Here is a 20,074-nt window from a genome sequence, read left to right as displayed (position 1 = left end):
CCGCCATCCGCAGGCGCAGATGGCTTTGCTATACTCTGGCCCCTGCGGCGCAATTCATCCAGACGCGTGCCGGCGGGTCATGCGATGCCTGACAGCGCCCGCTACGCCGACGTTAGAATTGAACGTGTTTCCGCGCTACGGCGGGTCGACTTAGGAACGTAGCGGTTTAGCGGAACAGATACGCTAGCGGTCCTCTCCCCGTAGTTCAATGGATAGAACAAGTGCCTCCTAAGCGCTAGATACAGGTTCGATTCCTGTCGGGGGGACCAAAGTCGGTCCTGCAGTACCTCTCCCAGATCCCGAAGACGTTCCATCGCTCGCCCGGCACAAGGCCGCGTGCTTTCGCCGTCACACCACATCACCCCCAATCTTTCACCCCCTTCGCCCACCCCAGCCCGCGCCCTTCCCCATGCTAAGTTCCGCCCCGACCTCAACCAGGTCTAGTTGAAACAGGCAGACGGACGGGCATACAGATGGAGCAGTTTTTCATGAGACGCGGCAGCGCCGTCACGTACTTACTGGCGCGTCGTCGCGCGTGGTTCGCCACGATCGCGGACGCACCCAGCGGCAACATCGAAATGGAATCAAGCGAAATCGAACGAATCGAGCGTCTGATACTCGATGTCCGCGCAGGCCGGGTCCGTGCCTTCGAGTTGACCCGGCCAAAACGTGGCCCGGCCAAAACGCGTTGCGGTCTTTGTCACAGATTAGCGGGCAACGAGGTTCGCCTTAAGCCACTCCGCTATCTCACCCAAAGTCTGCACACTCTGCGGAAAGCGGACGACCTGGCTCGGCGACACCGGAAAGTTATGCCCCATATCGGGCGCATGCAGATGCGTCACCGCCACACCCGCTGCCTTCAGTTTCTCCGCATACGCGATACCCTCATCCCGCAGCACATCGTATTGCGCTGTCGTCACCAGCGTCGGGGGCAGCACCGGGACATCACGCAATTGCAGCGGCGCCACGCTCGTATCATCCGCCGAAACACCCGGCGCATACAGTTCCCAGAACCAGCGCATCGTATTCGCCTCGAGCCCGTAGCCAGTCGCATTCTCCGGGTAGGACGGATGATCCGCACTCGGGTGATCCGTGGCGGGATACAGCAATAGCTGGGCACGCAGCGCATGCGCCCTCGATTCACCGCAAAGCCGATTGGCAGTCACCGCCGCCAGATTCGCCCCGGCGCTGTCCCCGCCCAAAGCCAGCCGCGACGCATCCCCGCCCCACTCATGCGCATGTGCAGCCACCCAGTCAAACGCCGCAAGCGTGTCCTCCAACGCCGCCGGATAGGGATGCTCCGGAGCAAGCCGATACTCCACCGAGACGATGATCACCCCTGCCGCCTCGCTCAACAACCGGCAAAACGGATCGACCGTCGCCACGGCTCCAATGACCCATCCGCCGCCATGCGTGTAGACCAGCACAGGTCGCGGCAGCGATTCCCCAGGCGGCAAATAGATGCGCGCATTTAAACCGCTAGCGATCTCCACGTCACGTGTCTCGACACCGTTCGGCAAACCGGCAATCGACACCCGGCTCTCCAGCGCACGCATCATGAGGCCGCGTGCCATACGCACCCGCTCTTCATTCGTTGCACCGACAGGCGGCGCGACCGCGACCGCGGCCTGCTCGTCCACAAAACGACGTACTGCTGCATCAAACGGCTTGCGCTCGTTCATAACGGATTCCTGGGATGTAGGGCCACGCAGGCCTCGTTGGAGTCTCGGAAAAATACTGCAAATTCCGCCTGGCTGCCACGAACCACGCAACACCCGCAAATCGCCTCGACCAAAACGATCAGGCCCGCATCTCCTACGAGATGCGGGCCTGATTCTTAACAGCTCGCGTCTAACCAGACGCACGCCCTACCTGCGACAGCGCAGGCAACGCTCAATTAACGAGCGTTAGACACCGGCGGCGAGTACGGGCTAACGGTCGTGTCGCCACGGGTTCCTGCCTGCGTCGAACCGCCGGCATTCGAACCATAACCGGTCGTGTTGCCGTTTTGTGCGGCGACGCGTGCTTCAGCGGCCTGAATGTCTTGCGGATAGTTATTGTCGTCCGCGGTGGACGGGTTGTAACCCGCCTTTTCCAGTTGGACCAGTTGGGCACGAACCTCTGCGCGGGTCAGCGGCTGGTTCGTCTGGGCAAACGACACGACCGGGGCAGCGAGGACGGCAGCAATAGCGATAGCTTTGATGAGCAATTTCATGGTGATACCTCCGAAGATTGTTTTGTGCGGCGCTACAAACAACGTTATTTGCAGCCGGTAATGACAGTCTAGAAGGCTCAACACCTAGGGTAAATACCTAAATCTCGAATTCACTGTTGTGGCGAATAGCACAATCGGCGGGACGCGTTCGCTCAAGTCATAGAGCATGAATTGATGCGATAAATCCGCGCTGTTCGTCCGATTGACCAGCTTGGCGCGGCGGTAATCTTCAATCCATGGATTCCCATGATTGATCGGATTCCTAGCTAATTCACGCAGGCAGACGAAAAGTACGCGCATCGCGATTTTCTGGATTCATCAGACGGATTGCACGTATCAGATACAAGCACACACAGCCCGGCCAATCACAGGATCTACGAGGAAAATATGAACCCGTTTATCGACGAAGGCATCGCCCACATCGCTCGCGTGATGAGGCCGGCGTTGTACGGAGAGCTCGGCGGATCGTATCTGCCATCCGCCTACTGGCGTCAGCGGCTGTATCAGATCCTGGACACTACACACCTGTCGAATGCGCAGCTTCGCACCGTCGATGGCCTGCTGCTCGAACTCGACGAATTCGATCTGTGCACCAAAGTCCCCGCTGCCCGACAAGCACAAGTTGAACTCGCCTCATAAGGCTGCAACGCTACAAAGGCTTCGTCACTGCAGCCACTTGCGGACATCCTGCTCCCACGGAGGCTGTCCGCATCCGGAAGGATTCTCCGGCCCCAGCACCGTAATGTAGCCGCGCGTTTTCATACACGCTTCGTACGCCCGCACTTTCACACAGCGGCCTCCCGCGGCACTTTGGGAAACGGCCTTGCAGGCGGCGATGGAATGGTCCATCGGACCGAAATCCATATCATCGGCGTTTGTCACGTTAGGTGCGTCGGCGCCGGTAGCTGAAAACTCAACCGGACCGCTTTGGGCGCACCCCACCAGCGACAACGCCGCCGCCAACGTGCTAACCAGCAGAAGTGAACTGCATGATTTCATCGTCCCCTCTCCGATTGAGTCAACCGCGCTCATGATACGCCGGGCATTGAGACGGACGTAGAGAGCTTGGCCGACCTCCCGCGTCTCATACCGGCCCGCTTCTTTTCGGCGATAATCGCGGCCATCCCAGCCCGTCAGTACCTATGAGCAAGCCAGCAAATCCGCAACGCCAGATCGACGCACTGCTCCAGCAGGCCGTAGCCCTGCAGCAAAACGCGGCCTACGCCGAGGCGGAAGAGCTCTACCGTGAAATTCTCACGCTGAGGCCCAAGCACTTCGATGCCATCCAGTTGCTCGGCGCACTCACGCTCCAGTCGGGCCGCACCGAGGAAGGGATCGATCTGCTCAAGAAAGCGGTTGCGATCAACAGCATGCAGGCGCCGATTCATTCCAATCTCGCCTTTGCGTATAACGCGTTGCGCCGGTTCAAGGAGGGCTTGGCCAGCGCAAATCGCTCTCTTGCGCTGCAAAGCAATTTCGTCGATGCACTGAACAATCGCGGCAACGCATTGGCAGGTCTCGACGCGCCCGTCGAAGCGTTGGCGAGCTTTGAACGGGCGCTGAAATTGCGGCCGGAATTCGCGCAGGCATGGAGCAATCGTGCCTGCGTTCTGCGCGATCTCGGACGTCCGGCGGACGCGTTGACAAGTTGCGATCAGGCCATCGCGTTGCAGCCCGATTACGCTGACGCGTGGAGTAATCGCGCGAATGCATTGAGCGATCTGAATCGCCCACAAGATGCGCAATCGAGTTACCAGAAGGCGATCGAATTCACGCCCGCGTTCGCCGACGCCTGGAACAATCTTGGCCTCACGCTCGTCGACCTGAATCAGCATGAGCAGGCGCTGCAGAGCTACGAGCGCGCGCTGAGCTTGAACCCCGAGTTTGCCGAAGCCCACTGGAACAAATCGCTGTGCCTGTTGCAAATGGGACGGTTCGAGGAAGGTTGGCAACAATACGAATGGCGCTGGAAGCGCAACCGCATCAAGGCGAGCCAACGCGGCTTCGAACAGCCGCTATGGCTGGGCGACTTCCCGATCGATGGCAAGACCATCCTCCTGCATGCGGAACAGGGGCTAGGCGATACGCTGCAATTCTGTCGCTATGCGGCGCTGGTGTCCGCGTTGGGCGCGAAGGTCGTGCTCGAAGTCCCCGCTGAACTGATCCGGTTAGTCACGAATCTGGATGGCGTGGCGCAATTGATCGAGCAGGGTCAACCGCTGCCACCTTTCGATTGTCACTGTCCGTTGCTCAGTCTGCCGCTCGCGTTCAGGACGGACCTGACGAATATGCCAGGGCAAGTGCCCTACCTGTTCGCAGACGTGCACGCCTCGCAACGCTGGGCCGAACGGCTCGGGCACGATGCGCACGCCAACCGCGAGTTAAAAGTGGGCCTGGTCTGGGCAGGCGGAAACCGCCCCCACGTGGCAGAACTGAGAAAGAACGACGCACGACGCTCAATCACGCTCGAAGCGCTGCGGCCGATCCTCGATGTCCCCCATGTGCGCTTCTACAGTTTGCAAAAGGGGCCGGCCGCGCAGCAGCTCGCGCAATTGCCGGAACTCGGCCAACGGATCATCGACCACACGGACGAACTCGCCGACTTCGCCGACACCGCCGCCCTGGTTGCCAACCTGGACCTGGTCATCTCGGTCGATACGGCAGTGGCCCACCTTGCCGGCGCGCTCGGCAAACCCGTCTGGATTCTTAACCGTTTCGACACCTGCTGGCGCTGGATGCTCGAGCGTCAGGACAGCCCGTGGTATTCGGGCGCCCAGCTATTTCGCCAGCCAGCGCTGGGCGATTGGGAAAGCGCGATCCAGTCGGCGCGCGCGGCCCTTGCGACGCGTGCCGAGGCCGGAACGACATCGCACTAATCACGCCTCAATTCCGCTTCGGAATCTCCAGTCCACGCGCCACTGCCGGGCGCGCGACAAACGCGTCGAGTACCCGCTTGACGTTGGGGAAATCCGCAATCCCCACCAGCTCCGCGGCCTCGTAGAAGCCGATCAGATTGCGCACCCACGGGAAGGTCGCGATATCGGCGATCGTGTAGGTGTCGCCCATCAGCCATGCACGATCGGTCAGCCGCGTCTCCAGCACGCCGAGCAGGCGCTTCGCTTCCGCCACGTAACGATCGCGAGGGCGCTTGTCCTCGTACTCCTTGCCGGCGAATTTGTGGAAGAAACCCAGTTGACCGAACATCGGACCGATGCCGCCCATCTGGAACATCACCCATTGAATCGTCTCGTAGCGGCCGGCGGCGTCCTGCGGGATGAAATGGCCGGTCTTGTCGGCCAGGTAAATCAGGATCGCGCCGGACTCGAACAGCGGTAGCGGCTTGCCGTCGGGGCCGTTCGGATCGATGATGGCCGGAATCTTGTTGTTGGGATTGAGCGAGAGGAATTCCGGCGACATCTGATCGTTCGTGTCGAAGCGCACCAGATGCGGTTCATAGGCGAGGCCGGTCTCCTCAAGCATGATCGACACCTTGACGCCATTAGGCGTCGGCAGCGAATAGAGCTGCAAGCGCTCGGGATGCTGGGCCGGCCACTTGGCGGTGATGGGAAAAGCGGAAAGATCGGTCATAGAAACCTTGTCGGTCTGGATGGGCTGGAGCGGTGCCGATGATCTCTGTGCGGAGACAAAACGCGCTCGGGGAACAAGGCGTCCAATATAAACGCTCCCGCAAAACTTTTCCGGGTTCGCGCAACGCGGGGCCATCCACAATTCGTGGCGACGTATGAGCACGCAAGGACGAGGGAGTCGAGCCAAGCGCCAATCGGCGACAAGAGACCCAGCCGGGATGCGAGTTAAGAAGTAATGCTAATTAACCGGCTTGGCTTCTGCACAAGGACCGTTGCAGCTCGTCAGAAAAAAGAAAAAAGGCGCCGAAGCGCCTTTTCCGTCAAACCGGATCACCTGACTTACGGCGCATTCCGCTTGGCGTTGTCCTTGGCTTGTTCCTTGCCGTCGCCGTAGGCCTTGCGGATTTCGCCCGCGCCTTGCTGGAGATCGCCCTTCAGTTCCTGGGTTTTGTTGCCCGTGGCTTTGCCGACGGCCTCGTTGACCTTGCCCTTGACCTGTTCGCCCACACCCTTCACTTGGTCTTTGTTCATGTTCGACTCCATGCGATTGCAGTGCCGACGCGATCTTGCGCCAGTACTTCTATGTCCGCAACAGCCGTGCCCGGCCCCGCGCCACCCCGTGAGGCCGCCCGGAAAATTTTTACGCGCAGCCCTAAAGTCGCCATTTGCCCTGCCGATAACGAGGCATGGACCCTATTCCGACCGCGCCGAACAACGCCTTGCTGGCGACGTTTATCGATCAGGACATTGCGCACATCCGTCGCGTGATGGAGCCCTCGCTACTCGGCGATCTGGCCGGCCCGATCCTGCCGCCTGCCTACTGGCGCGGGCGTCTGCACAAGTTGCTCGACATTGGGCATCTGAGCCACGCGCAATTGTGCGCGGTCGACAGCCTCCTGTTGACACTCAACCAGTTCGATCCCGCCGACAGCCTTCCCGCATGGAAAACGCTGCCGCTCGGCGCGCACGAAAAACGCCCGGCGCTGACCCAGCGCATTCGCTGACCGTCCCCGCCTCTGGACTGGACGCGCCTCTCCTCGTTTCCCGCTTTTACCGGCAAACCACCCGGTAAAAAAAAGCCGCGGACTCGGAGCCGCGGCTGAACACACGGTAACGCGGAGATCAGCGTCACTAGGGAGAAGCCTAACAACCCTAAATCATGCTCGCAATAACACTCCCTAACGCGGCACGCATACGGACAGCTTTCTTGTCTGACATGTCTGCAAGCTGGCAGCGTCAAGCCCTGTCCCCAACCACGTCGCCGTACCTCCTCGCGTGCCAATACGGCGACCAATGCCCAGCCCAGGCGATATTTTTGCCTCAGCGTTCAGCGACAACGCCTCGTTTCAGCCATCTTTGCTCGTCCAAGAAGGGAAAAACCGGAAAAAGGGACAACTCCAGGTCATAATGTCCGCAAAAATCCCCAGCAAGGACTGCTAGTGACCCAGGCCCCACCGCTCGAGCTGCTAAAACAGGCGCGCACACGCTTCACCCAACGAGAAATCGCTGCTCACGTCGGCAAGGACATCAAGACCGTACGCCGCTGGGAAAAAGGCGACACGCCCTGCCCGTCCATGCTCGAGCCCGCGCTGCGCGATCTGTTGCAGGGCGGCGCGGCGCTCAAGCATGGTGCGGCAAACGGGGCAGCTAACTTCCGCTTCATCGATCTGTTCGCCGGCATCGGCGGCATCCGCATGGGCTTCGAGGCGCACGGCGGCGCGTGCGTCTTCACAAGCGAGTGGAACGATTTCTCGAAGAAGACCTACCTGGAAAACTACGGCGCGGATCATTCGTTTATCGGCGATATCGTGTCGTTTCCCGCCAACGACGTGCCGGCGCACGACGTCCTGCTCGGCGGCTTTCCCTGCCAACCGTTCTCGATCGCAGGCGTCAGCAAGAAGAACGCGATGGGCCGCCCGCACGGGTTCGAGTGCTCCACCCAGGGGACGCTGTTCTTCGATGTCGCCCGCATCATCGCGGCCAAGCAGCCTGCGGCGTTTCTGCTGGAGAACGTGAAGAATCTGCTCTCCCACGACAAGGGCCGCACCTTCGAAGTCATCCTGCGGACCTTGCGCGACGAACTGGGCTACGAGGTGCACTACAAGGTCGTCGACGGCCAGCATTTCACGCCGCAACACCGCGAGCGGATCATCATCGTCGGCTTTCGCGGCAAGACTGCGTTCTCGTGGGACGACCTGCGCCTGCCGAGCGTCGGCCCGCGGCTCAGCTCAATCCTGCACCGTACCGACGGCAACGAGCCGGTGCTGCCGTGGGATCACGACCGCTTCTTCGATCACGCGAAACAACGCGTGCAGCCGAAGTACACGCTCACGTCGAATCTGTGGACCTATCTGCAGAACTACGCGGAAAAGCACCGCGCGGCAGGCAACGGCTTCGGTTTCGGCATGGCCTACCCTGATAGCGTGACGCGCACCCTGTCGGCCCGTTATCACAAGGACGGCTCGGAAATCTTGGTCTCGCAAGGCAAGCGACTGCGTCCGCGCCGCCTCACGCCGCGCGAATGTGCCCGGCTCATGGGATTTCCCGACACGTTCCGGATTCCCGTCAGCGACACCCAGGCCTACCGCCAGTTCGGCAATAGCGTCGTGATGCCGGTGATGCAGGAAGTCGCGCGCATCATGCTGCCGCATGTGCAGGCGCGCCCGCGCGCAAACTGATGGTCGACATCGTCGACGCCGCCACCCGCAGCCGGATGATGTCCGGCATTCGCGGACGCAACACCAAGCCGGAGCTGCTGATCCGCAGCCTGCTGCATCGGCGGGGGTTCCGTTTTCGGCTGGACGCCCGTGATTTGCCAGGCCGCCCCGACATCGTCCTGCCGCGCTACCGCGCCATCGTTTTCGTGCACGGCTGCTTCTGGCACGGCCACGACTGCCCGCTCTTCAAATGGCCACAGACGCGCCCAGACTTCTGGCGCGAAAAAATCGGCCGCAACCGCGCCAACGACGAGAAGTCGCGCGCCGCCCTGCTCGCCGCCGGATGGCGTGTCGGCGTAGTGTGGGAATGCGCATTGCGTGGAGCCAATCGGGACCTCGAAGGTGTGCTGCAACGGCTGGTCGACTGGCTGCATAGCGACGCCTCCGAGCTCGACGAGCGCGGCTGAGGCCCCGGCTCTGTTTGCACGCTCAATTTGCAAGTCCGCTGCAAATAAGCCGCCCGAAAACTGCAAATCATTCTCAGTGAAACCCTGCCCGGAAGCCGGCGGGAGGCGAGCGTAACCCGCCCCGCCTCGACCAGGCGCACAAGCCGCCGGTGATACACTCGATTGGCTCACCCGGGTTTGTCCGCGAGTCTGTCAGCACGATGCGCAGTACGCGTTTTTTGCGGCAGCTCGCCCCATCTGGGAACCACCTGAAGGAGGCATATGATGGCTGATTTCCGTCTCTGGTCCGACGACTTTCCCACCAACGGCTTCATGCAGAAAGCACAGGAATACCACGACAAGGCGTTCGGTGTGGATGGCGAAAACATCTCACCGTCATTGCAGTGGGAAGCACCGCCGGAAGACACGCAAAGTTTCGCTCTCACCGTCCACGATCCCGACGCGCCGACCGGCAGCGGTTTCTGGCACTGGGTCGTGGTCAATATTCCCGCCGACGTCCGCTCGCTGCCGCGTAACGCTGGCAAGGTCGACGGCAGCCTGCTGCCGCAAGGCGCGCTGCAGGTTCGCAACGACTACGGCACGGTCGGCTTCGGCGGCGCTGCGCCGCCGCGCGGCGACAAGGCGCACCGCTACATTTTCCGCTTGCACGCGCTGAGGGTTGCGCACCTGCCGATCAATGCGGAGACGACCACTGCGGTCGCCCGTTTCATGGCTCATCTGAACGAACTCGATTCGACGACGCATACCGGTCTGTACGAACTGAAATAGCCACGCGCACAGTGGCGCCGCGGTGTGCTTCAGGGCCACTGCGGCGTCACCATGAAAACACTACGAAAACACAGCGAAGACCGGGCAATGAGGCAGTGAGGCGCGGCACAGGATGCGCGCCGTGCGCTTTCACCCGGACTCGCGCATAACTCCTGAGACGATGCACGCACAAGCTTCCGGCAAAGACGGTTCCAGTCCCGCAGGCGCCCGCGCCGACGCCCATTCCCCCTCGCCCGACCATGAACTCGGCCTGCCGCTGCCGCAGCGATACTGGGCCATCGTCGTCGTGGCGCTCGGCATTACCCTGGCCGTACTCGACAGCGCGATCGCCAACGTAGCGCTGCCCACCATAGCGCGCGACCTGCATGCGAGCGCGGCGGCGTCGATCTGGGTCGTCAACGCATATCAGCTTGCGATTACGATCTCGCTGCTGCCGCTGGCGTCGTTAGGCGACCGCATCGGCTACCGGCGCGTTTATCTGGGCGGCCTGATCCTGTTCACCGTCGCCTCGCTCGGCTGCTCGCTGTCCACTTCGCTGGCGACGCTCGCCGCCGCGCGGGTGATTCAGGGCTTCGGCGCGGCGGGCATCATGAGCGTCAACACCGCCCTTGTGCGCACCATTTATCCACCGACCCAACTCGGGCGCGGCGTCGCCATCAACGCGATGGTGGTCGCAGTCGCGTCCGCAGTCGGTCCGACGGTGGCCTCCGGCGTGCTCGCGATCGCGCCGTGGCCATGGCTCTTTGCCATCAATGTGCCGATTGGTCTTGTGGCCATCGCCACCGGCTTCAAGGCGTTGCCGGTTAGCCCCGGCCATAGGGCGCCGTACGATTATCTGAGCGCGGTGATGAACGCGTTCGTATTCGGCCTGCTGATCTTCGCGGTCGACGGACTCGGACACGGCGAGGCCTGGGGCTATATCGCACTAGAAGCGATCGGCGCCGCGGTGATCGGCTATTTCCTCGTGCACCGGCAGCTGACGCAACCCGCGCCGCTACTGCCCGTGGACCTGCTGCGCATTCCTGTGTTTGCGCTGTCGGTCGGCACCTCGGTTTGTTCGTTCGCGGCGCAAATGCTGGCGTTCCTTTCGTTACCGTTCATGATGCAGGACAACCTCGGCTTGTCGCAGGTCCAGACTGGCTTGCTGATGACGCCCTGGCCGCTCGTCATCATCGTCGCCGCGCCGCTCTCGGGGGTGCTGTCGGATCGTATGTCGGCGGGCTTGCTGGGGGGTATCGGACTCGTTGCCATGACTGTGGGTTTGCTGCTGCTCGCGACGCTCGGCACGCATCCGGATACGCTGCAGATCGCCTGGCGCATGGCGGTGTGCGGCGCGGGCTTCGGCATCTTCCAGTCGCCGAACAATCGCACCATGCTGGCGTCGGCGCCGCGCTCGCGTAGCGGTGGCGCGAGCGGCATGCTGAGCACCGCTCGACTGACCGGACAGACGCTTGGCGCCGCGCTGGTGGCGGTGATCTTTGGCACCGTGCCACAGCACGGGCCGACAGTCGCGCTGTACGTGGCAGCGGGTTTTGCGGCGATGGCGGCGGTGGTGAGCACGCTGCGCGTGATGCAGCGGGCGACGCCGGCCGCTGCTTAGGCTCGCGCATTTTCGCAGACGCTGATAGCCAGTGCCGCACAGCGGGTTCTTGAATCCGCAGCACGCATAACGCGAACCTCAAGGCTCGCATTACCTTCAGCACGTCCACAACGCACGAGCAAAAAACGGCGGCCCGTTGGCCGCCGGTTGGATGCTTTCATGGAGTGGAGTGGAGCGCGGGCGGCGGGACTGAACCCCGATTCACCGCCTGATCGATTCGACGTGACAGCGAGTTGCGAGGACCCGCCGACACCTGAGATGTCATCACCACGACTAAGCGCCGTACTGCGCGCTTAATCGCTTCAACGCTTCAGGTTGCTGTCACGTCTGCGAGCTTTACCGCTTTGGCCGTCACCGAAGACGCCGTCGCAACATTGCGCAAGTCGGCGAGGAACGTATCACGCCATACCGACAGATTGTTCTCGCGCAGCGGCCCCATCATGTCCGTGTGACGGGCCTGGCGTTCGGCGAGCGGCATCGACAGCGCGCGCTCGAGTGCCTCGGCCATCTGCGACAGATCAAACGGATTCACCACCAGTGCACCAGGCAGTTGCTCGGCTGCGCCGGCAAACTGCGACAGCACCAGCACGCCCGGATCCGCCGGATCCTGAGATGCCACGTACTCCTTGGCAACCAGATTCATCCCGTCGCGCAGCGGCGTCACATAACCCACTTGCGATTGCCGGAACAAGGCCATCAGCAGATTGCGTTCGTACTTGCGGTTCAAATACTGAATCGGCGTCCAGTCGAGTTGCGCGAAGCGGCCGTTGATGCGGCCGGCTTCCCCCTCGAGCGTCTGACGAATGCGCTGATAGGTCTGCACATCGGAGCGCGTCGGCGGTGCAATCTGCACCAACGAGACGCGCCCGTGCCAACCAGGCGCCGTGAGCAGCAACCGCTCGAAGGCCTGGAAGCGCTCGACCAGTCCCTTCGAATAATCGAGGCGGTCCACACTCATGATCAGCTTGCGACCGCGCATGCCATCGCGCAGGCTGCGCACCGGCTTGCGGTCGGTGAACTGTTCCGCGGCCTTGGCGATTGCATCGGGATAGATCCCGATCGGATAGGCCGCGACTTTCAGAAAACGGTTATAGGCGTGCACCATGCCGTCTTCGCTCGACGTGCCGTGCTGCCCGCGCTCGATATAGTCGACAAACGACTGCCGGTCCGCTTCGGTCTGGAAGCCGACCACGTCGTAGCTGCACATGGCCTTCACGAGTTCTTCGTGCGGCGGCACGCTACGCAATACTTCCGGCACCGGAAACGGGATATGCAGGAAGAAGCCAATTGGGTTTTTCACGCCGAGTTCGCGCAGGCACTTCGCAAACGGCAGCAAGTGATAGTCATGTACCCAGATGATGTCATCGGGCTTGACCATCTCCTTCAACTGCTTCGCGAGCGTCTGGTTCACGCGCAGATAACCGGCGTACTCCTGACGATCGAAGCGCGACAGGTCGTTGCGGTAGTGGAAAGTCGGCCATAGCGTCGCATTCGAAAAGCCACGGTAGTACTGATCGTAGTCGCGCTTGGTGAGGCCCACCGTCGCGTAAGTCACGTTGCCCTGCTTTTCGATTACCGGCGCCGATGGTTCTGCCACCGTCTCGCCGCTCCAGCCGAACCATACGCCGCCTGTTTCCTTGAGGGCGTCCAGTACACCGATTGCAAGACCACCTGCTGCGGGGCGGCCTTCCTGCGTCGGCGCGACACGATTCGATACCACAATCAATCTGCTCATTGGTGCTCCACCTCATTCAGTTGTTCGTTGCATGCGGGGATGTGCCGTCATGGTGCATGCAAGTCGCGTGCCGTATCTCTAAACTCGCGGAATAAAAGTGTGTGCAAATGTGACAGGCGAGCAGAAACCCGCCGTCTGCAGGCATCGCGCGAAAATTTTTTGCTGCGTATGAAGAAACGGCGAGATCAGTCAGGCGTCCTGCTCGGAGCCGAGGTCGCGCTGGTATTCGAGGCCTTCCGGGCGCACCCCACCCTGGTTGTGCTCACCGTCCGGTGGCGCGTCGGGGGCAATGCGGTTCTGCCCCGCTGGATCGGCCCCTGGCGCGTCCGCGCCTGCAGCCGGGCCGCTCGACGGCGAAGTCCCTGCTCCGCCGCCTGGGCGCGAATCGCGCTTCGAATGGCGCGCGGAGCGCCGCAATGCCGGGTGTCTCATGATCGATGCCTCCTGGGGAAGCCCACCGCCCTCGTTGACGGCATCAACATAGTCTAGGGCTCACGACAGTAAATTGCCGGTAAAACCGTCGCCGGCTTTGTAACAAGTACATCAACGAACGAAACGTGCTGGGGCGGCCACGAAATGATGAATGGGCGAAGTGGCCACCACCTGCGAAGCCGAGTCAGAATGCCATTTACGAGAACGCGCCGCGAGAAATATGCGGCGTCTCATTCGGCTGCGGAGGCGGGTCGCCGATAGGCGGAGCAGTGGGTTCGACCGGTTCGCGGGTCGGATCCGGCACCGTATCGGGTTCGTGGGGGTTGGGCGGGTCAGTCGGCTCGGGGCGATGCGCCTCGAGCACGGGAGCGCGGGTAGGCAACGGCATAGAGGTCCCTCGTGTGCGTTTGGAACAATCGCAGCAAGGCCTATGCCGGGGCGCAAGCGCCCCGGTGCAACGACGTCAGGCGTCGGCGCCGCCCAGGGCGCGCGATTCGTCTGAAGCGTCGCCGTCCTCGCGGCTGGCATCATTGCCGTACTCGACCAGCCGGTTGTACAGCGTCTTCAGACTGATGCCGAGGATTTCCGCCGCGCGCGTTTTCACGCCACCGCACTGCTCGAGGGTAGCGAGAATCAACTGACGATCCGCTTCGGCAAGCGAGGTGCCGAATGGAATCGTGATCGCCGTGCCGGCGGCCGGTTTGGACAGCGTGATCTGCAACGGCACGGTAGCCGTGCTATCGGAATCCGTGCCGGACATGATGTGTGCGCGCTGCACGTAGTTCTTCAGTTCGCGCACATTGCCGGGCCACGGATAAGACATCAGCATTTCCTTGACCGCGGGCGGGAAATGCTTGCGCGTGCTGTGACGCTCGTTGAGGTCGTCGAGGAACGCCTGCGCCAGCAAATCGACATCCTTGCCACGTTCGCGCAACGGCGGCAGGCTGATCGGGAACACGTTCAGGCGGTGATACAGATCCAGACGCAGCTTGCCTTCGAGCACTGCCTGCTCCGGATCGCGATTGGTCGCCGCAATCAGGCGCACATCGGTTTCGATTTCCTTCGTGGTGCCGACCCGCATGAACATGCCCGTTTCGAGCACGCGCAGCAACTTCACCTGCAGTTCGATCGGCATTTCGGTGATTTCGTCGAGGAACAGCGTGCCGCCGTTAGCCCGTTCGAAATAGCCCTTGTGCTGCCGGTCCGCGCCGGTGAACGAACCACGTTCATGGCCGAACATTTCCGATTCGATCAGGTTCGGCGAAATGGCGCCACAGTTCACCGCGAGAAACGCGTGCTTCCGACGCAAGCTCAACTGGTGCAAGGTCTGCGCGGCCACTTCCTTGCCAGTGCCCGATTCGCCGACCAGCATCACCGATGCAGCAGTAGGTGCGACCCGGCCAATCTGGTCGTAGACCTCCTGCATGGCCGGCGAATTGCCGAGCATCAGCCCAAAACGGCCCATACGGCGCAACTCGCCGCGCAACGTGCCGATTTCCGCCTTGAGATCCCCGGGGCGCGGCAGGCGCGACAGAATCGCCTTCACGCGCTGCATGTTGATCGGCTTCACCAGGTAATCGGTTGCGCCCATTTTGAGCGCGTTGACGGCCGATTCCACCGTGGCATGACCGGTAATCACAATGACTTCGACGCCAGAGCGTGGGTCGAGGTCTTCAAACAGGTCCACCCCGCTGCCGTCCGGCAGCTTGAGGTCGGTAAACACGACATCCGGCATCTGCCGGACCAGCTGGATACGCGCTTCGCGCAGATCGCCTGCAGTGGCAGTAGTGAGGCCGTCTTCGCCAATGATGGCAGCAAGCGCCTCGCGGGTACCGGCATCGTCATCAACAATCAATACGTGTGGCATCGCGTCTCGAAAGCCCGAAGGGTCTGGTTGTGGATGGCATGCGTGAAGGCATGGAAAAACGGCTGGGCGCTGATACGTCCCCGCAAACAGAGGGCGGCGACGTGAGGACACACTAACTTCCGACGTGTCTCCCCGATCTCCTGCAAAAAAAACCGCACCTAGCACGAATTCGCAACAATATACGTGTTACGTGGTGCCAAATAGCCCTATTGTTGTATGAATCTCTATTATAAAACTTTATTGCGGCAAATTGTCAGGTTTGCCTTACACCCCAATTACCCCAATTGCCGCCCTTTTGAGAACAGCCGGACCGCTCCAACAGGGCGCTTACCGTTCAGCTGTGCGGAAAAGGCCATGCTTCGCCGAGTCCGTTTGGATGGCTCGCGCCGTTTGTACCGGTCGCGGAGGCCGCACCGGCCGGACCCGCTGCCGCTGGAGCAGTCTGCGCAACGCTGACGACCGCCCCACCCTCGTCCTCCCAGCGACTCAGGTCCCGGTTCAGATGCGCCTGCGAGGCGCGGTGTTTTTGTGCCCAGCGCCACGCCAGCAAACCGCCGACAGCCACCAATGCGCCGAAAATGCCGATCCTGGGCCGTGCCATGTTCAACCTCCATATGTAAGCGGGTAATCAATGGATTCATTCAGTCTGGCCGCCTAGCGCGTCGCCAGTACGCCGAGCAGAAATCCCACACTGGCAGAAATTCCAAGGGCGCGCCACGGGTTGTGCCGCACATAACGCTCGGTATTCACCGTGGCAACCCGGTAGCGCCGCTGCGCCGCGCCTTGCGCGTCGCCGATCGCCGCTTGCAGTGTCTCGACGTGCGCTCCGAGGCGCTCGCGCAATGCCTCGACGCCCTCACCCGGCACGTTGGCGGCGAGCCGCAGTATTTCCTCCGAGTCGGTCAGCAGCACCCGCAAGTCGTCAACGACCTTCTGCCGCCCGAGTTCAAGCTGTTGTGTAGTGTGAGTCATGAGTCGCTCCTATCTTTATGTCAGCGCGCGTTTGGCGTGGCAAAGCAGCCGGAAACGCGCCGCATGTTCCAAAAGTGATAGGGTTGCAAACGGCATACCCGATAATCTAGTCGATCAACAGCAGCGTAGCGAGTTCCGCATCGGCAACCACGACAATCGTGCCGATTCGATATCCGGCCGGCGGTCAATATTGCCGGCTGACTATGCGCGACGACCCGCGTGTCGACAGGCCGTCGCAAACGCGACCTCGTAAGCGCGCCGTCGCAATATCGACACTTCACACGCCGAGCATGCTCTTTGGACGACAACACACGGCACATTTTTTTAGTGGCTTGTTTCGATCTGCATTCGTCGTCGACATGCTCATTGCCGTGACAAGCCACCGATGGTTAAATCAATTTTTATGAGATAGTGATCCATTGCATGAATGCACAGGCTCACCCTCTTCACAGGCCTGCGCGGCACTATCGAACACATTTGCACAGGACAACCTGGTTATGGCGTCAATCGATCTGGACTCCCCCACACTTGCCTCCGGCGGCGACGCAGCGGCGGGGGGGAAGTCTCGCGTGATGGAGGGCGTCGCGGGCTTGAAGTCGTACGGTCTGCTGTACGGCTCATCGCCCGTCATGCTGGATTTATACGAACAAATCGAACGCGTGGCCTCCACCGACGCAACCGCGCTGATCATCGGCGAATCCGGCACCGGCAAGGAGCTGATCGCCCGCACGATTCACGATCACAGCGGGCGCAAGGACGCGCCCTTCATCGCCGTCAACTGCGGCGCGATCCCCGATGAACTGATCGAAGCCGAACTGTTCGGCCACGAAAAAGGCAGCTTCACAGGCGCGGTACAGGGCCGCGTCGGCTACTTCGAACACGCCAACGGCGGTACGCTGTTTCTCGACGAAATCACTGAGATGGCGCCGGTGCGTCAAGTGAAGCTGTTGCGCGCGCTGGAGACCGGCACGTTCTTTCGGGTCGGCGGCAACGAACTGATCCAGGGCGACGTGCGAGTGATCGCGGCCACCAACCGTGACCCAGCGATCGCCGTGAAAGAAAACGGTCTGCGCGAAGACCTGATGTATCGGCTCGCGGTGTTTCCGCTGCGCGCGCCACCGCTGCGCGAGCGCGAAGGGGATCGCGAACTGCTGGCGCAGCATTTCCTCGCCGCGTTGAACACACAGGAAAGCACCAGCAAGAGCTTCAGCAAACGTTCGATTGAAACGCTGCGCACCTGGTCGTGGCCAGGCAATGTGCGCGAGTTGAAAAACGCCATCTACCGGGCCTTCATTCTCGCCGAGAAATCCGTCGAACTGCCTCACCCGCATCTCGCCTCGCGAGTGAAAAAGGCGGTCACCCAGGGCGATGCAATGAGTGTCTGGATCGGCACGCCGCTGGCAGATGCGCAAAAGCAGATCATTCTCGGCACGCTGAAGTACTGCGGCGGCGATAAACGGCGCGCGGCAAAGGCACTCGGCGTGAGCCTGAAGACGCTCTACAACCGGCTTAGCACCTACGGCACCGACGACGCGATCGAGGAAAAAGAAAGCGAGTCCTGACGTCTGCCTGTCTCCGCTGCGCGCGAAAAGCCAAGCCAGAAAAGGCGGCGCGGCGCATCATCTTTTGCAATTGCTTGCATTTTCCCTATCCCATTTGCAAATGGCATCCTGCAAAATGCTGCAGCGTCGCGCGCGGCGCGTGGTCAGCTCGACGCGTCGTTACAAAGCGGCGCGCATGGCAGAGGCAGGAACACAGGCAGGGAAATGCAAACATCAAACAGTAGTGCGCGCAGGACTTACCGGACCTCGCGCGCGAGTCTCACATCGTTCACGGCGCTGGCCGTCGCGGTTCTGATCTCAGCCAATCTGAGCGGCTGCAGTTCGCTCTACTCGGAGACCGCCACCGCAGGCGCGGGTATCGGCGGCGCCGCAATCGCCTCGTCGGTCACCCGCAACGCCGCGGTCGCCACCGGTATCGGCCTCGGCGCCGTGGCCGCGGCGCAGGCTGGCGTGCAGTACACGGAACGCGTCGCCCACCGCAATACGCAAGACGGTATCGCCAAGGTGGCCGGACCACTCGATGTCGGCGCCATCGCACCGTGGAGCGTCACGCATAGCGTGCCGATCGAAGACGACACGCACGGCCGTGTCACCGTGAGCCGCACCATCAGTGCGGGCACGCTCGACTGCAAGGAAATCGTCTTCTCGGTCGATGTGGACGCGACCAAAGATAAGCCTGCCAGCAGCGCGTTCTACGTCGCCTCGATCTGCCGCGACGGCACGGCGTGGAAGTGGGCTTCCGCAGAACCCGCCACCGAACGCTGGGGCGCGCTGCAATGAAATCGCGTCTGACAATGCCCACGCGCGTGCGGTTGGTGCTGGCCGCTGCGTTGTGCGTCGGCGCGAGTGTGCTGACGAGCGGCTGCTCGTCGGTGGGTGCGGCCGCCGGGGTCGCTTCGGGCCTTGTCACCGCCAATCCCGCCATCGGCATCGGCGTCGGCATTGCAGTGCAAGCAGCAACCGACGAAGCCGTGGCCCGCTACATGCGCAACATGCACAGCGACCAGCAGAACGAGATGGCGCAGCTCGCAGGCAACATGGCGGTGGGCGAGACCAAACCGTGGAGCGTCAAGCACAAGATGCCGATCGAGAACGGTCACGGCGAAGTGCGCGTGACGCGTGCGTTCACGTCGGCACTCGCCATCTGCAAGGACTTTGTCTTCTCGGTCGCGGACAGCAACAAGCCGGACGCGCACGAAAGCTGGTACACCGCCAGCACCTGTCTGCAGGACCAAGGCTGGAAGTGGGCTTCGGCCGAACCGGCTGTGGACCGCTGGGGCAATCTCCAATAAAGCAAAAGGGGCGGCAAGGTCTAACCTTGCCGCCCCTTTGCTATTCACTTCGAACCTGACGTATCAGGACTCCACGTCCTCGAGACTGAAAATTTCCGTCTGGTCGTTGTACGAGAAGATCTCGCCATAGCGGCCCCAGTTGATGACCGCGTCGAGCGTTTCTTCCGCCGCGCTGTCCGACAGAAAATCTTCCAGTTCCTGTTCGAAGCGCACACGCGGGGCACGATGTCCCGGGCGCTCGTTGAGCACCTTCTTGATTCGCGCAGCGAGCGGCACGTGACGCAGCAGATGCTCGGCGAACATCATCTTCCGCTCCTGAGTGCCGAACTCGGAGAACACGCGTGCCGGAGGCGTCAGGAAAATATCCCCTTCGCGCACGTCGGCAAAGCCCAGATGCTGCAACACTTCGGCGACCGGGAACAGATCGTCCACCTCGAGATGCAGCGAACGGGCAATTTCCGGCATGTCCGCGCGGCCATGGTACGGTGCCGCAGCCAGCATTTCGATCAGACCGGCCATCAGGTTGGTCGACACATGCGGCAGCCAGCTTCCCAGTTCCAGGCCCTTCTTCGTCGACTCGTCGGTCTGACGCGCGGTCATCTTCGCGTAGATCTCGTCCACCAGTTTGCGGAACACCGGATCGAGACGATTGCGCGGGTGATTGAACGGCACCTTGATCTCGGCGATCACGCGGCCCGGATTCGACGACAGCACCAGAATGCGGTCGCACATGAACACCGCTTCTTCGATGTTGTGCGTGACGATCAGCACCGACTTGATCGGCATACGACCCTGAGTCCACAGATCCAGCAGGTCGGTACGCAGCGTTTCGGCGGTCAGCACGTCGAGCGCGGAGAACGGCTCGTCCATCAGCAGCAGCGTCGGGTCCACGACCAGCGCCCGGGCGAAACCCACGCGCT

General features: G+C 61.8%; 22 protein-coding genes and 1 tRNA gene. 11 read left to right on the top strand and 12 right to left on the bottom strand.

Annotated features, from left to right (window positions below; genetic code table 11):
* The first annotated feature begins 194 nt into the window (after nucleotides 1-194).
* Nucleotides 195-269, top strand: a tRNA-Arg gene (locus tag M0954_RS25490).
* A 438-nt stretch (nucleotides 270-707) separates the two neighbouring features.
* Here M0954_RS25490 and M0954_RS25485 read toward each other — a convergent pair.
* Both M0954_RS25485 and M0954_RS25480 read right to left on the bottom strand, forming a co-directional pair.
* Nucleotides 708-1,682, bottom strand: a complete 975-nt coding sequence (locus M0954_RS25485; protein ID WP_297356201.1) for an alpha/beta hydrolase — start codon at nucleotides 1,680-1,682, stop codon at nucleotides 708-710.
* A 215-nt stretch (nucleotides 1,683-1,897) separates the two neighbouring features.
* Entirely contained in the window at nucleotides 1,898-2,215 is a 318-nt protein-coding gene (locus M0954_RS25480; RefSeq protein ID WP_297356199.1) for a DUF4148 domain-containing protein, read from the bottom strand.
* 387 nt (nucleotides 2,216-2,602) lie between these two features.
* Here M0954_RS25480 and M0954_RS25475 point away from each other — a divergent pair, with 387 nt between their 5' ends.
* Nucleotides 2,603-2,854, top strand: coding sequence for a hypothetical protein (locus tag M0954_RS25475; protein ID WP_122153968.1), 252 nt, complete (start codon nucleotides 2,603-2,605; stop codon nucleotides 2,852-2,854).
* Between the two features lie 24 nt (nucleotides 2,855-2,878).
* Here the strand turns inward: M0954_RS25475 and M0954_RS25470 are convergent, their stop codons facing one another.
* The gene (locus M0954_RS25470) at nucleotides 2,879-3,247 is read right to left on the bottom strand and encodes a hypothetical protein (protein WP_367279534.1); all 369 of its coding nucleotides are present in this window, start codon (nucleotides 3,245-3,247) and stop codon (nucleotides 2,879-2,881) included.
* A gap of 110 nt (nucleotides 3,248-3,357) precedes the next feature.
* On the opposite strand from M0954_RS25470, the gene M0954_RS25465 reads away from it, so the two are divergent.
* On the top strand, nucleotides 3,358-5,091 hold the full coding sequence (locus M0954_RS25465) for a tetratricopeptide repeat protein (RefSeq protein WP_297356198.1): 1,734 nt from the start codon (nucleotides 3,358-3,360) through the stop codon (nucleotides 5,089-5,091).
* Nucleotides 5,092-5,098: 7 nt separating this feature from the next.
* On the opposite strand, the gene M0954_RS25460 is transcribed toward M0954_RS25465, so the two are convergent.
* A complete protein-coding gene (locus M0954_RS25460; protein WP_297356196.1) occupies nucleotides 5,099-5,803 on the bottom strand; it encodes a glutathione binding-like protein in 705 nt (234 codons plus the stop codon).
* A gap of 338 nt (nucleotides 5,804-6,141) precedes the next feature.
* Nucleotides 6,142-6,333 carry a CsbD family protein gene (locus M0954_RS25455; protein ID WP_074265443.1) on the bottom strand — a complete coding sequence of 64 codons (192 nt, stop codon included), beginning with the start codon at nucleotides 6,331-6,333 and terminating at the stop codon, nucleotides 6,142-6,144.
* A 155-nt stretch (nucleotides 6,334-6,488) separates the two neighbouring features.
* On the opposite strand from M0954_RS25455, the gene M0954_RS25450 reads away from it, so the two are divergent.
* The 5 genes from M0954_RS25450 (at nucleotide 6,489) to M0954_RS25430 (ending at nucleotide 11,294) form a co-directional block, all read left to right on the top strand.
* Nucleotides 6,489-6,806 (top strand): hypothetical protein, encoded by a 318-nt coding sequence (locus M0954_RS25450; protein WP_297356194.1) that lies wholly within the window; start codon nucleotides 6,489-6,491, stop codon nucleotides 6,804-6,806.
* A 435-nt stretch (nucleotides 6,807-7,241) separates the two neighbouring features.
* A complete protein-coding gene (gene dcm, locus M0954_RS25445; RefSeq protein ID WP_297356191.1) occupies nucleotides 7,242-8,480 on the top strand; it encodes a DNA (cytosine-5-)-methyltransferase in 1,239 nt (412 codons plus the stop codon).
* Nucleotides 8,480-8,926, top strand: coding sequence for a very short patch repair endonuclease (locus M0954_RS25440; RefSeq protein WP_122153964.1), 447 nt, complete (start codon nucleotides 8,480-8,482; stop codon nucleotides 8,924-8,926). Before dcm ends, M0954_RS25440 begins: the two co-directional genes overlap by 1 nt.
* Nucleotides 8,927-9,190: 264 nt before the next feature.
* On the top strand, nucleotides 9,191-9,694 hold the full coding sequence (locus tag M0954_RS25435) for a YbhB/YbcL family Raf kinase inhibitor-like protein (RefSeq protein WP_297356190.1): 504 nt from the start codon (nucleotides 9,191-9,193) through the stop codon (nucleotides 9,692-9,694).
* A gap of 160 nt (nucleotides 9,695-9,854) precedes the next feature.
* The gene (locus M0954_RS25430) at nucleotides 9,855-11,294 is read left to right on the top strand and encodes an MFS transporter (RefSeq protein ID WP_122155588.1); all 1,440 of its coding nucleotides are present in this window, start codon (nucleotides 9,855-9,857) and stop codon (nucleotides 11,292-11,294) included.
* A gap of 310 nt (nucleotides 11,295-11,604) precedes the next feature.
* Here the strand turns inward: M0954_RS25430 and otsA are convergent, their stop codons facing one another.
* The 6 genes from otsA to M0954_RS25400 all read right to left on the bottom strand — a co-directional run bounded on the left by otsA (nucleotide 11,605) and on the right by M0954_RS25400 (nucleotide 16,300).
* Nucleotides 11,605-13,029, bottom strand: coding sequence for an alpha,alpha-trehalose-phosphate synthase (UDP-forming) (gene otsA / locus M0954_RS25425; RefSeq protein ID WP_297356188.1), 1,425 nt, complete (start codon nucleotides 13,027-13,029; stop codon nucleotides 11,605-11,607).
* Between the two features lie 189 nt (nucleotides 13,030-13,218).
* Nucleotides 13,219-13,461 (bottom strand): hypothetical protein, encoded by a 243-nt coding sequence (locus M0954_RS25420; RefSeq protein ID WP_297356186.1) that lies wholly within the window; start codon nucleotides 13,459-13,461, stop codon nucleotides 13,219-13,221.
* A 196-nt stretch (nucleotides 13,462-13,657) separates the two neighbouring features.
* Nucleotides 13,658-13,849: a hypothetical protein gene (locus M0954_RS25415; protein WP_122153960.1), complete on the bottom strand. Its 192-nt coding sequence runs from the start codon at nucleotides 13,847-13,849 to the stop codon at nucleotides 13,658-13,660.
* 75 nt (nucleotides 13,850-13,924) lie between these two features.
* Nucleotides 13,925-15,328: a sigma-54 dependent transcriptional regulator gene (locus tag M0954_RS25410; RefSeq protein WP_122153959.1), complete on the bottom strand. Its 1,404-nt coding sequence runs from the start codon at nucleotides 15,326-15,328 to the stop codon at nucleotides 13,925-13,927.
* A 334-nt stretch (nucleotides 15,329-15,662) separates the two neighbouring features.
* Nucleotides 15,663-15,929, bottom strand: a complete 267-nt coding sequence (locus tag M0954_RS25405) for a hypothetical protein (RefSeq protein ID WP_122153958.1) — start codon at nucleotides 15,927-15,929, stop codon at nucleotides 15,663-15,665.
* A gap of 53 nt (nucleotides 15,930-15,982) precedes the next feature.
* A complete protein-coding gene (locus M0954_RS25400; protein ID WP_122153957.1) occupies nucleotides 15,983-16,300 on the bottom strand; it encodes a YqjD family protein in 318 nt (105 codons plus the stop codon).
* 497 nt (nucleotides 16,301-16,797) lie between these two features.
* On the opposite strand from M0954_RS25400, the gene M0954_RS25395 reads away from it, so the two are divergent.
* From M0954_RS25395 to M0954_RS25385, 3 genes are all read left to right on the top strand, one after another.
* Complete coding sequence (locus tag M0954_RS25395; RefSeq protein ID WP_122153956.1) at nucleotides 16,798-17,862, top strand: sigma-54-dependent Fis family transcriptional regulator; 1,065 nt, start codon at nucleotides 16,798-16,800, stop codon at nucleotides 17,860-17,862.
* Between the two features lie 204 nt (nucleotides 17,863-18,066).
* Complete coding sequence (locus M0954_RS25390) at nucleotides 18,067-18,642, top strand: hypothetical protein (protein WP_297356184.1); 576 nt, start codon at nucleotides 18,067-18,069, stop codon at nucleotides 18,640-18,642.
* Entirely contained in the window at nucleotides 18,639-19,154 is a 516-nt protein-coding gene (locus M0954_RS25385) for a hypothetical protein (RefSeq protein ID WP_297356182.1), read from the top strand. Before M0954_RS25390 ends, M0954_RS25385 begins: the two co-directional genes overlap by 4 nt.
* Before the next feature lie 63 nt (nucleotides 19,155-19,217).
* Here the strand turns inward: M0954_RS25385 and M0954_RS25380 are convergent.
* Nucleotides 19,218-20,074: AAA-associated domain-containing protein (locus M0954_RS25380; RefSeq protein ID WP_297356180.1), on the bottom strand; the 857-nt coding region annotated here is incomplete at its 5' end.

The organism is Paraburkholderia sp. (genome assembly GCF_026225065.1).
In the GTDB taxonomy this organism is placed as follows: Bacteria; Pseudomonadota; Gammaproteobacteria; order Burkholderiales; family Burkholderiaceae; genus Paraburkholderia.
The sequence above is the reverse complement of the archived record's forward strand: the minus strand, read 5'-3'. Positions and strand labels throughout refer to the sequence as shown.

Coding starts and splice junctions, on each gene's coding strand:
- M0954_RS25485 (WP_297356201.1), bottom strand. CDS start 1,682: ATGAACGAGCGCAAGCCGTTTGATGCAGCAGTACGTCGTTTTGTGGAC.
- M0954_RS25480 (WP_297356199.1), bottom strand. CDS start 2,215: ATGAAATTGCTCATCAAAGCTATCGCTATTGCTGCCGTCCTCGCTGCC.
- M0954_RS25475 (WP_122153968.1), top strand. CDS start 2,603: ATGAACCCGTTTATCGACGAAGGCATCGCCCACATCGCTCGCGTGATG.
- M0954_RS25470 (WP_367279534.1), bottom strand. CDS start 3,247: ATGAGCGCGGTTGACTCAATCGGAGAGGGGACGATGAAATCATGCAGT.
- M0954_RS25465 (WP_297356198.1), top strand. CDS start 3,358: ATGAGCAAGCCAGCAAATCCGCAACGCCAGATCGACGCACTGCTCCAG.
- M0954_RS25460 (WP_297356196.1), bottom strand. CDS start 5,803: ATGACCGATCTTTCCGCTTTTCCCATCACCGCCAAGTGGCCGGCCCAG.
- M0954_RS25455 (WP_074265443.1), bottom strand. CDS start 6,333: ATGAACAAAGACCAAGTGAAGGGTGTGGGCGAACAGGTCAAGGGCAAG.
- M0954_RS25450 (WP_297356194.1), top strand. CDS start 6,489: ATGGACCCTATTCCGACCGCGCCGAACAACGCCTTGCTGGCGACGTTT.
- M0954_RS25440 (WP_122153964.1), top strand. CDS start 8,480: ATGGTCGACATCGTCGACGCCGCCACCCGCAGCCGGATGATGTCCGGC.
- M0954_RS25435 (WP_297356190.1), top strand. CDS start 9,191: ATGGCTGATTTCCGTCTCTGGTCCGACGACTTTCCCACCAACGGCTTC.
- M0954_RS25430 (WP_122155588.1), top strand. CDS start 9,855: ATGCACGCACAAGCTTCCGGCAAAGACGGTTCCAGTCCCGCAGGCGCC.
- otsA (WP_297356188.1), bottom strand. CDS start 13,029: ATGAGCAGATTGATTGTGGTATCGAATCGTGTCGCGCCGACGCAGGAA.
- M0954_RS25420 (WP_297356186.1), bottom strand. CDS start 13,461: ATGAGACACCCGGCATTGCGGCGCTCCGCGCGCCATTCGAAGCGCGAT.
- M0954_RS25415 (WP_122153960.1), bottom strand. CDS start 13,849: ATGCCGTTGCCTACCCGCGCTCCCGTGCTCGAGGCGCATCGCCCCGAG.
- M0954_RS25410 (WP_122153959.1), bottom strand. CDS start 15,328: ATGCCACACGTATTGATTGTTGATGACGATGCCGGTACCCGCGAGGCG.
- M0954_RS25405 (WP_122153958.1), bottom strand. CDS start 15,929: ATGGCACGGCCCAGGATCGGCATTTTCGGCGCATTGGTGGCTGTCGGC.
- M0954_RS25400 (WP_122153957.1), bottom strand. CDS start 16,300: ATGACTCACACTACACAACAGCTTGAACTCGGGCGGCAGAAGGTCGTT.
- M0954_RS25395 (WP_122153956.1), top strand. CDS start 16,798: ATGGCGTCAATCGATCTGGACTCCCCCACACTTGCCTCCGGCGGCGAC.
- M0954_RS25390 (WP_297356184.1), top strand. CDS start 18,067: ATGCAAACATCAAACAGTAGTGCGCGCAGGACTTACCGGACCTCGCGC.
- M0954_RS25385 (WP_297356182.1), top strand. CDS start 18,639: ATGAAATCGCGTCTGACAATGCCCACGCGCGTGCGGTTGGTGCTGGCC.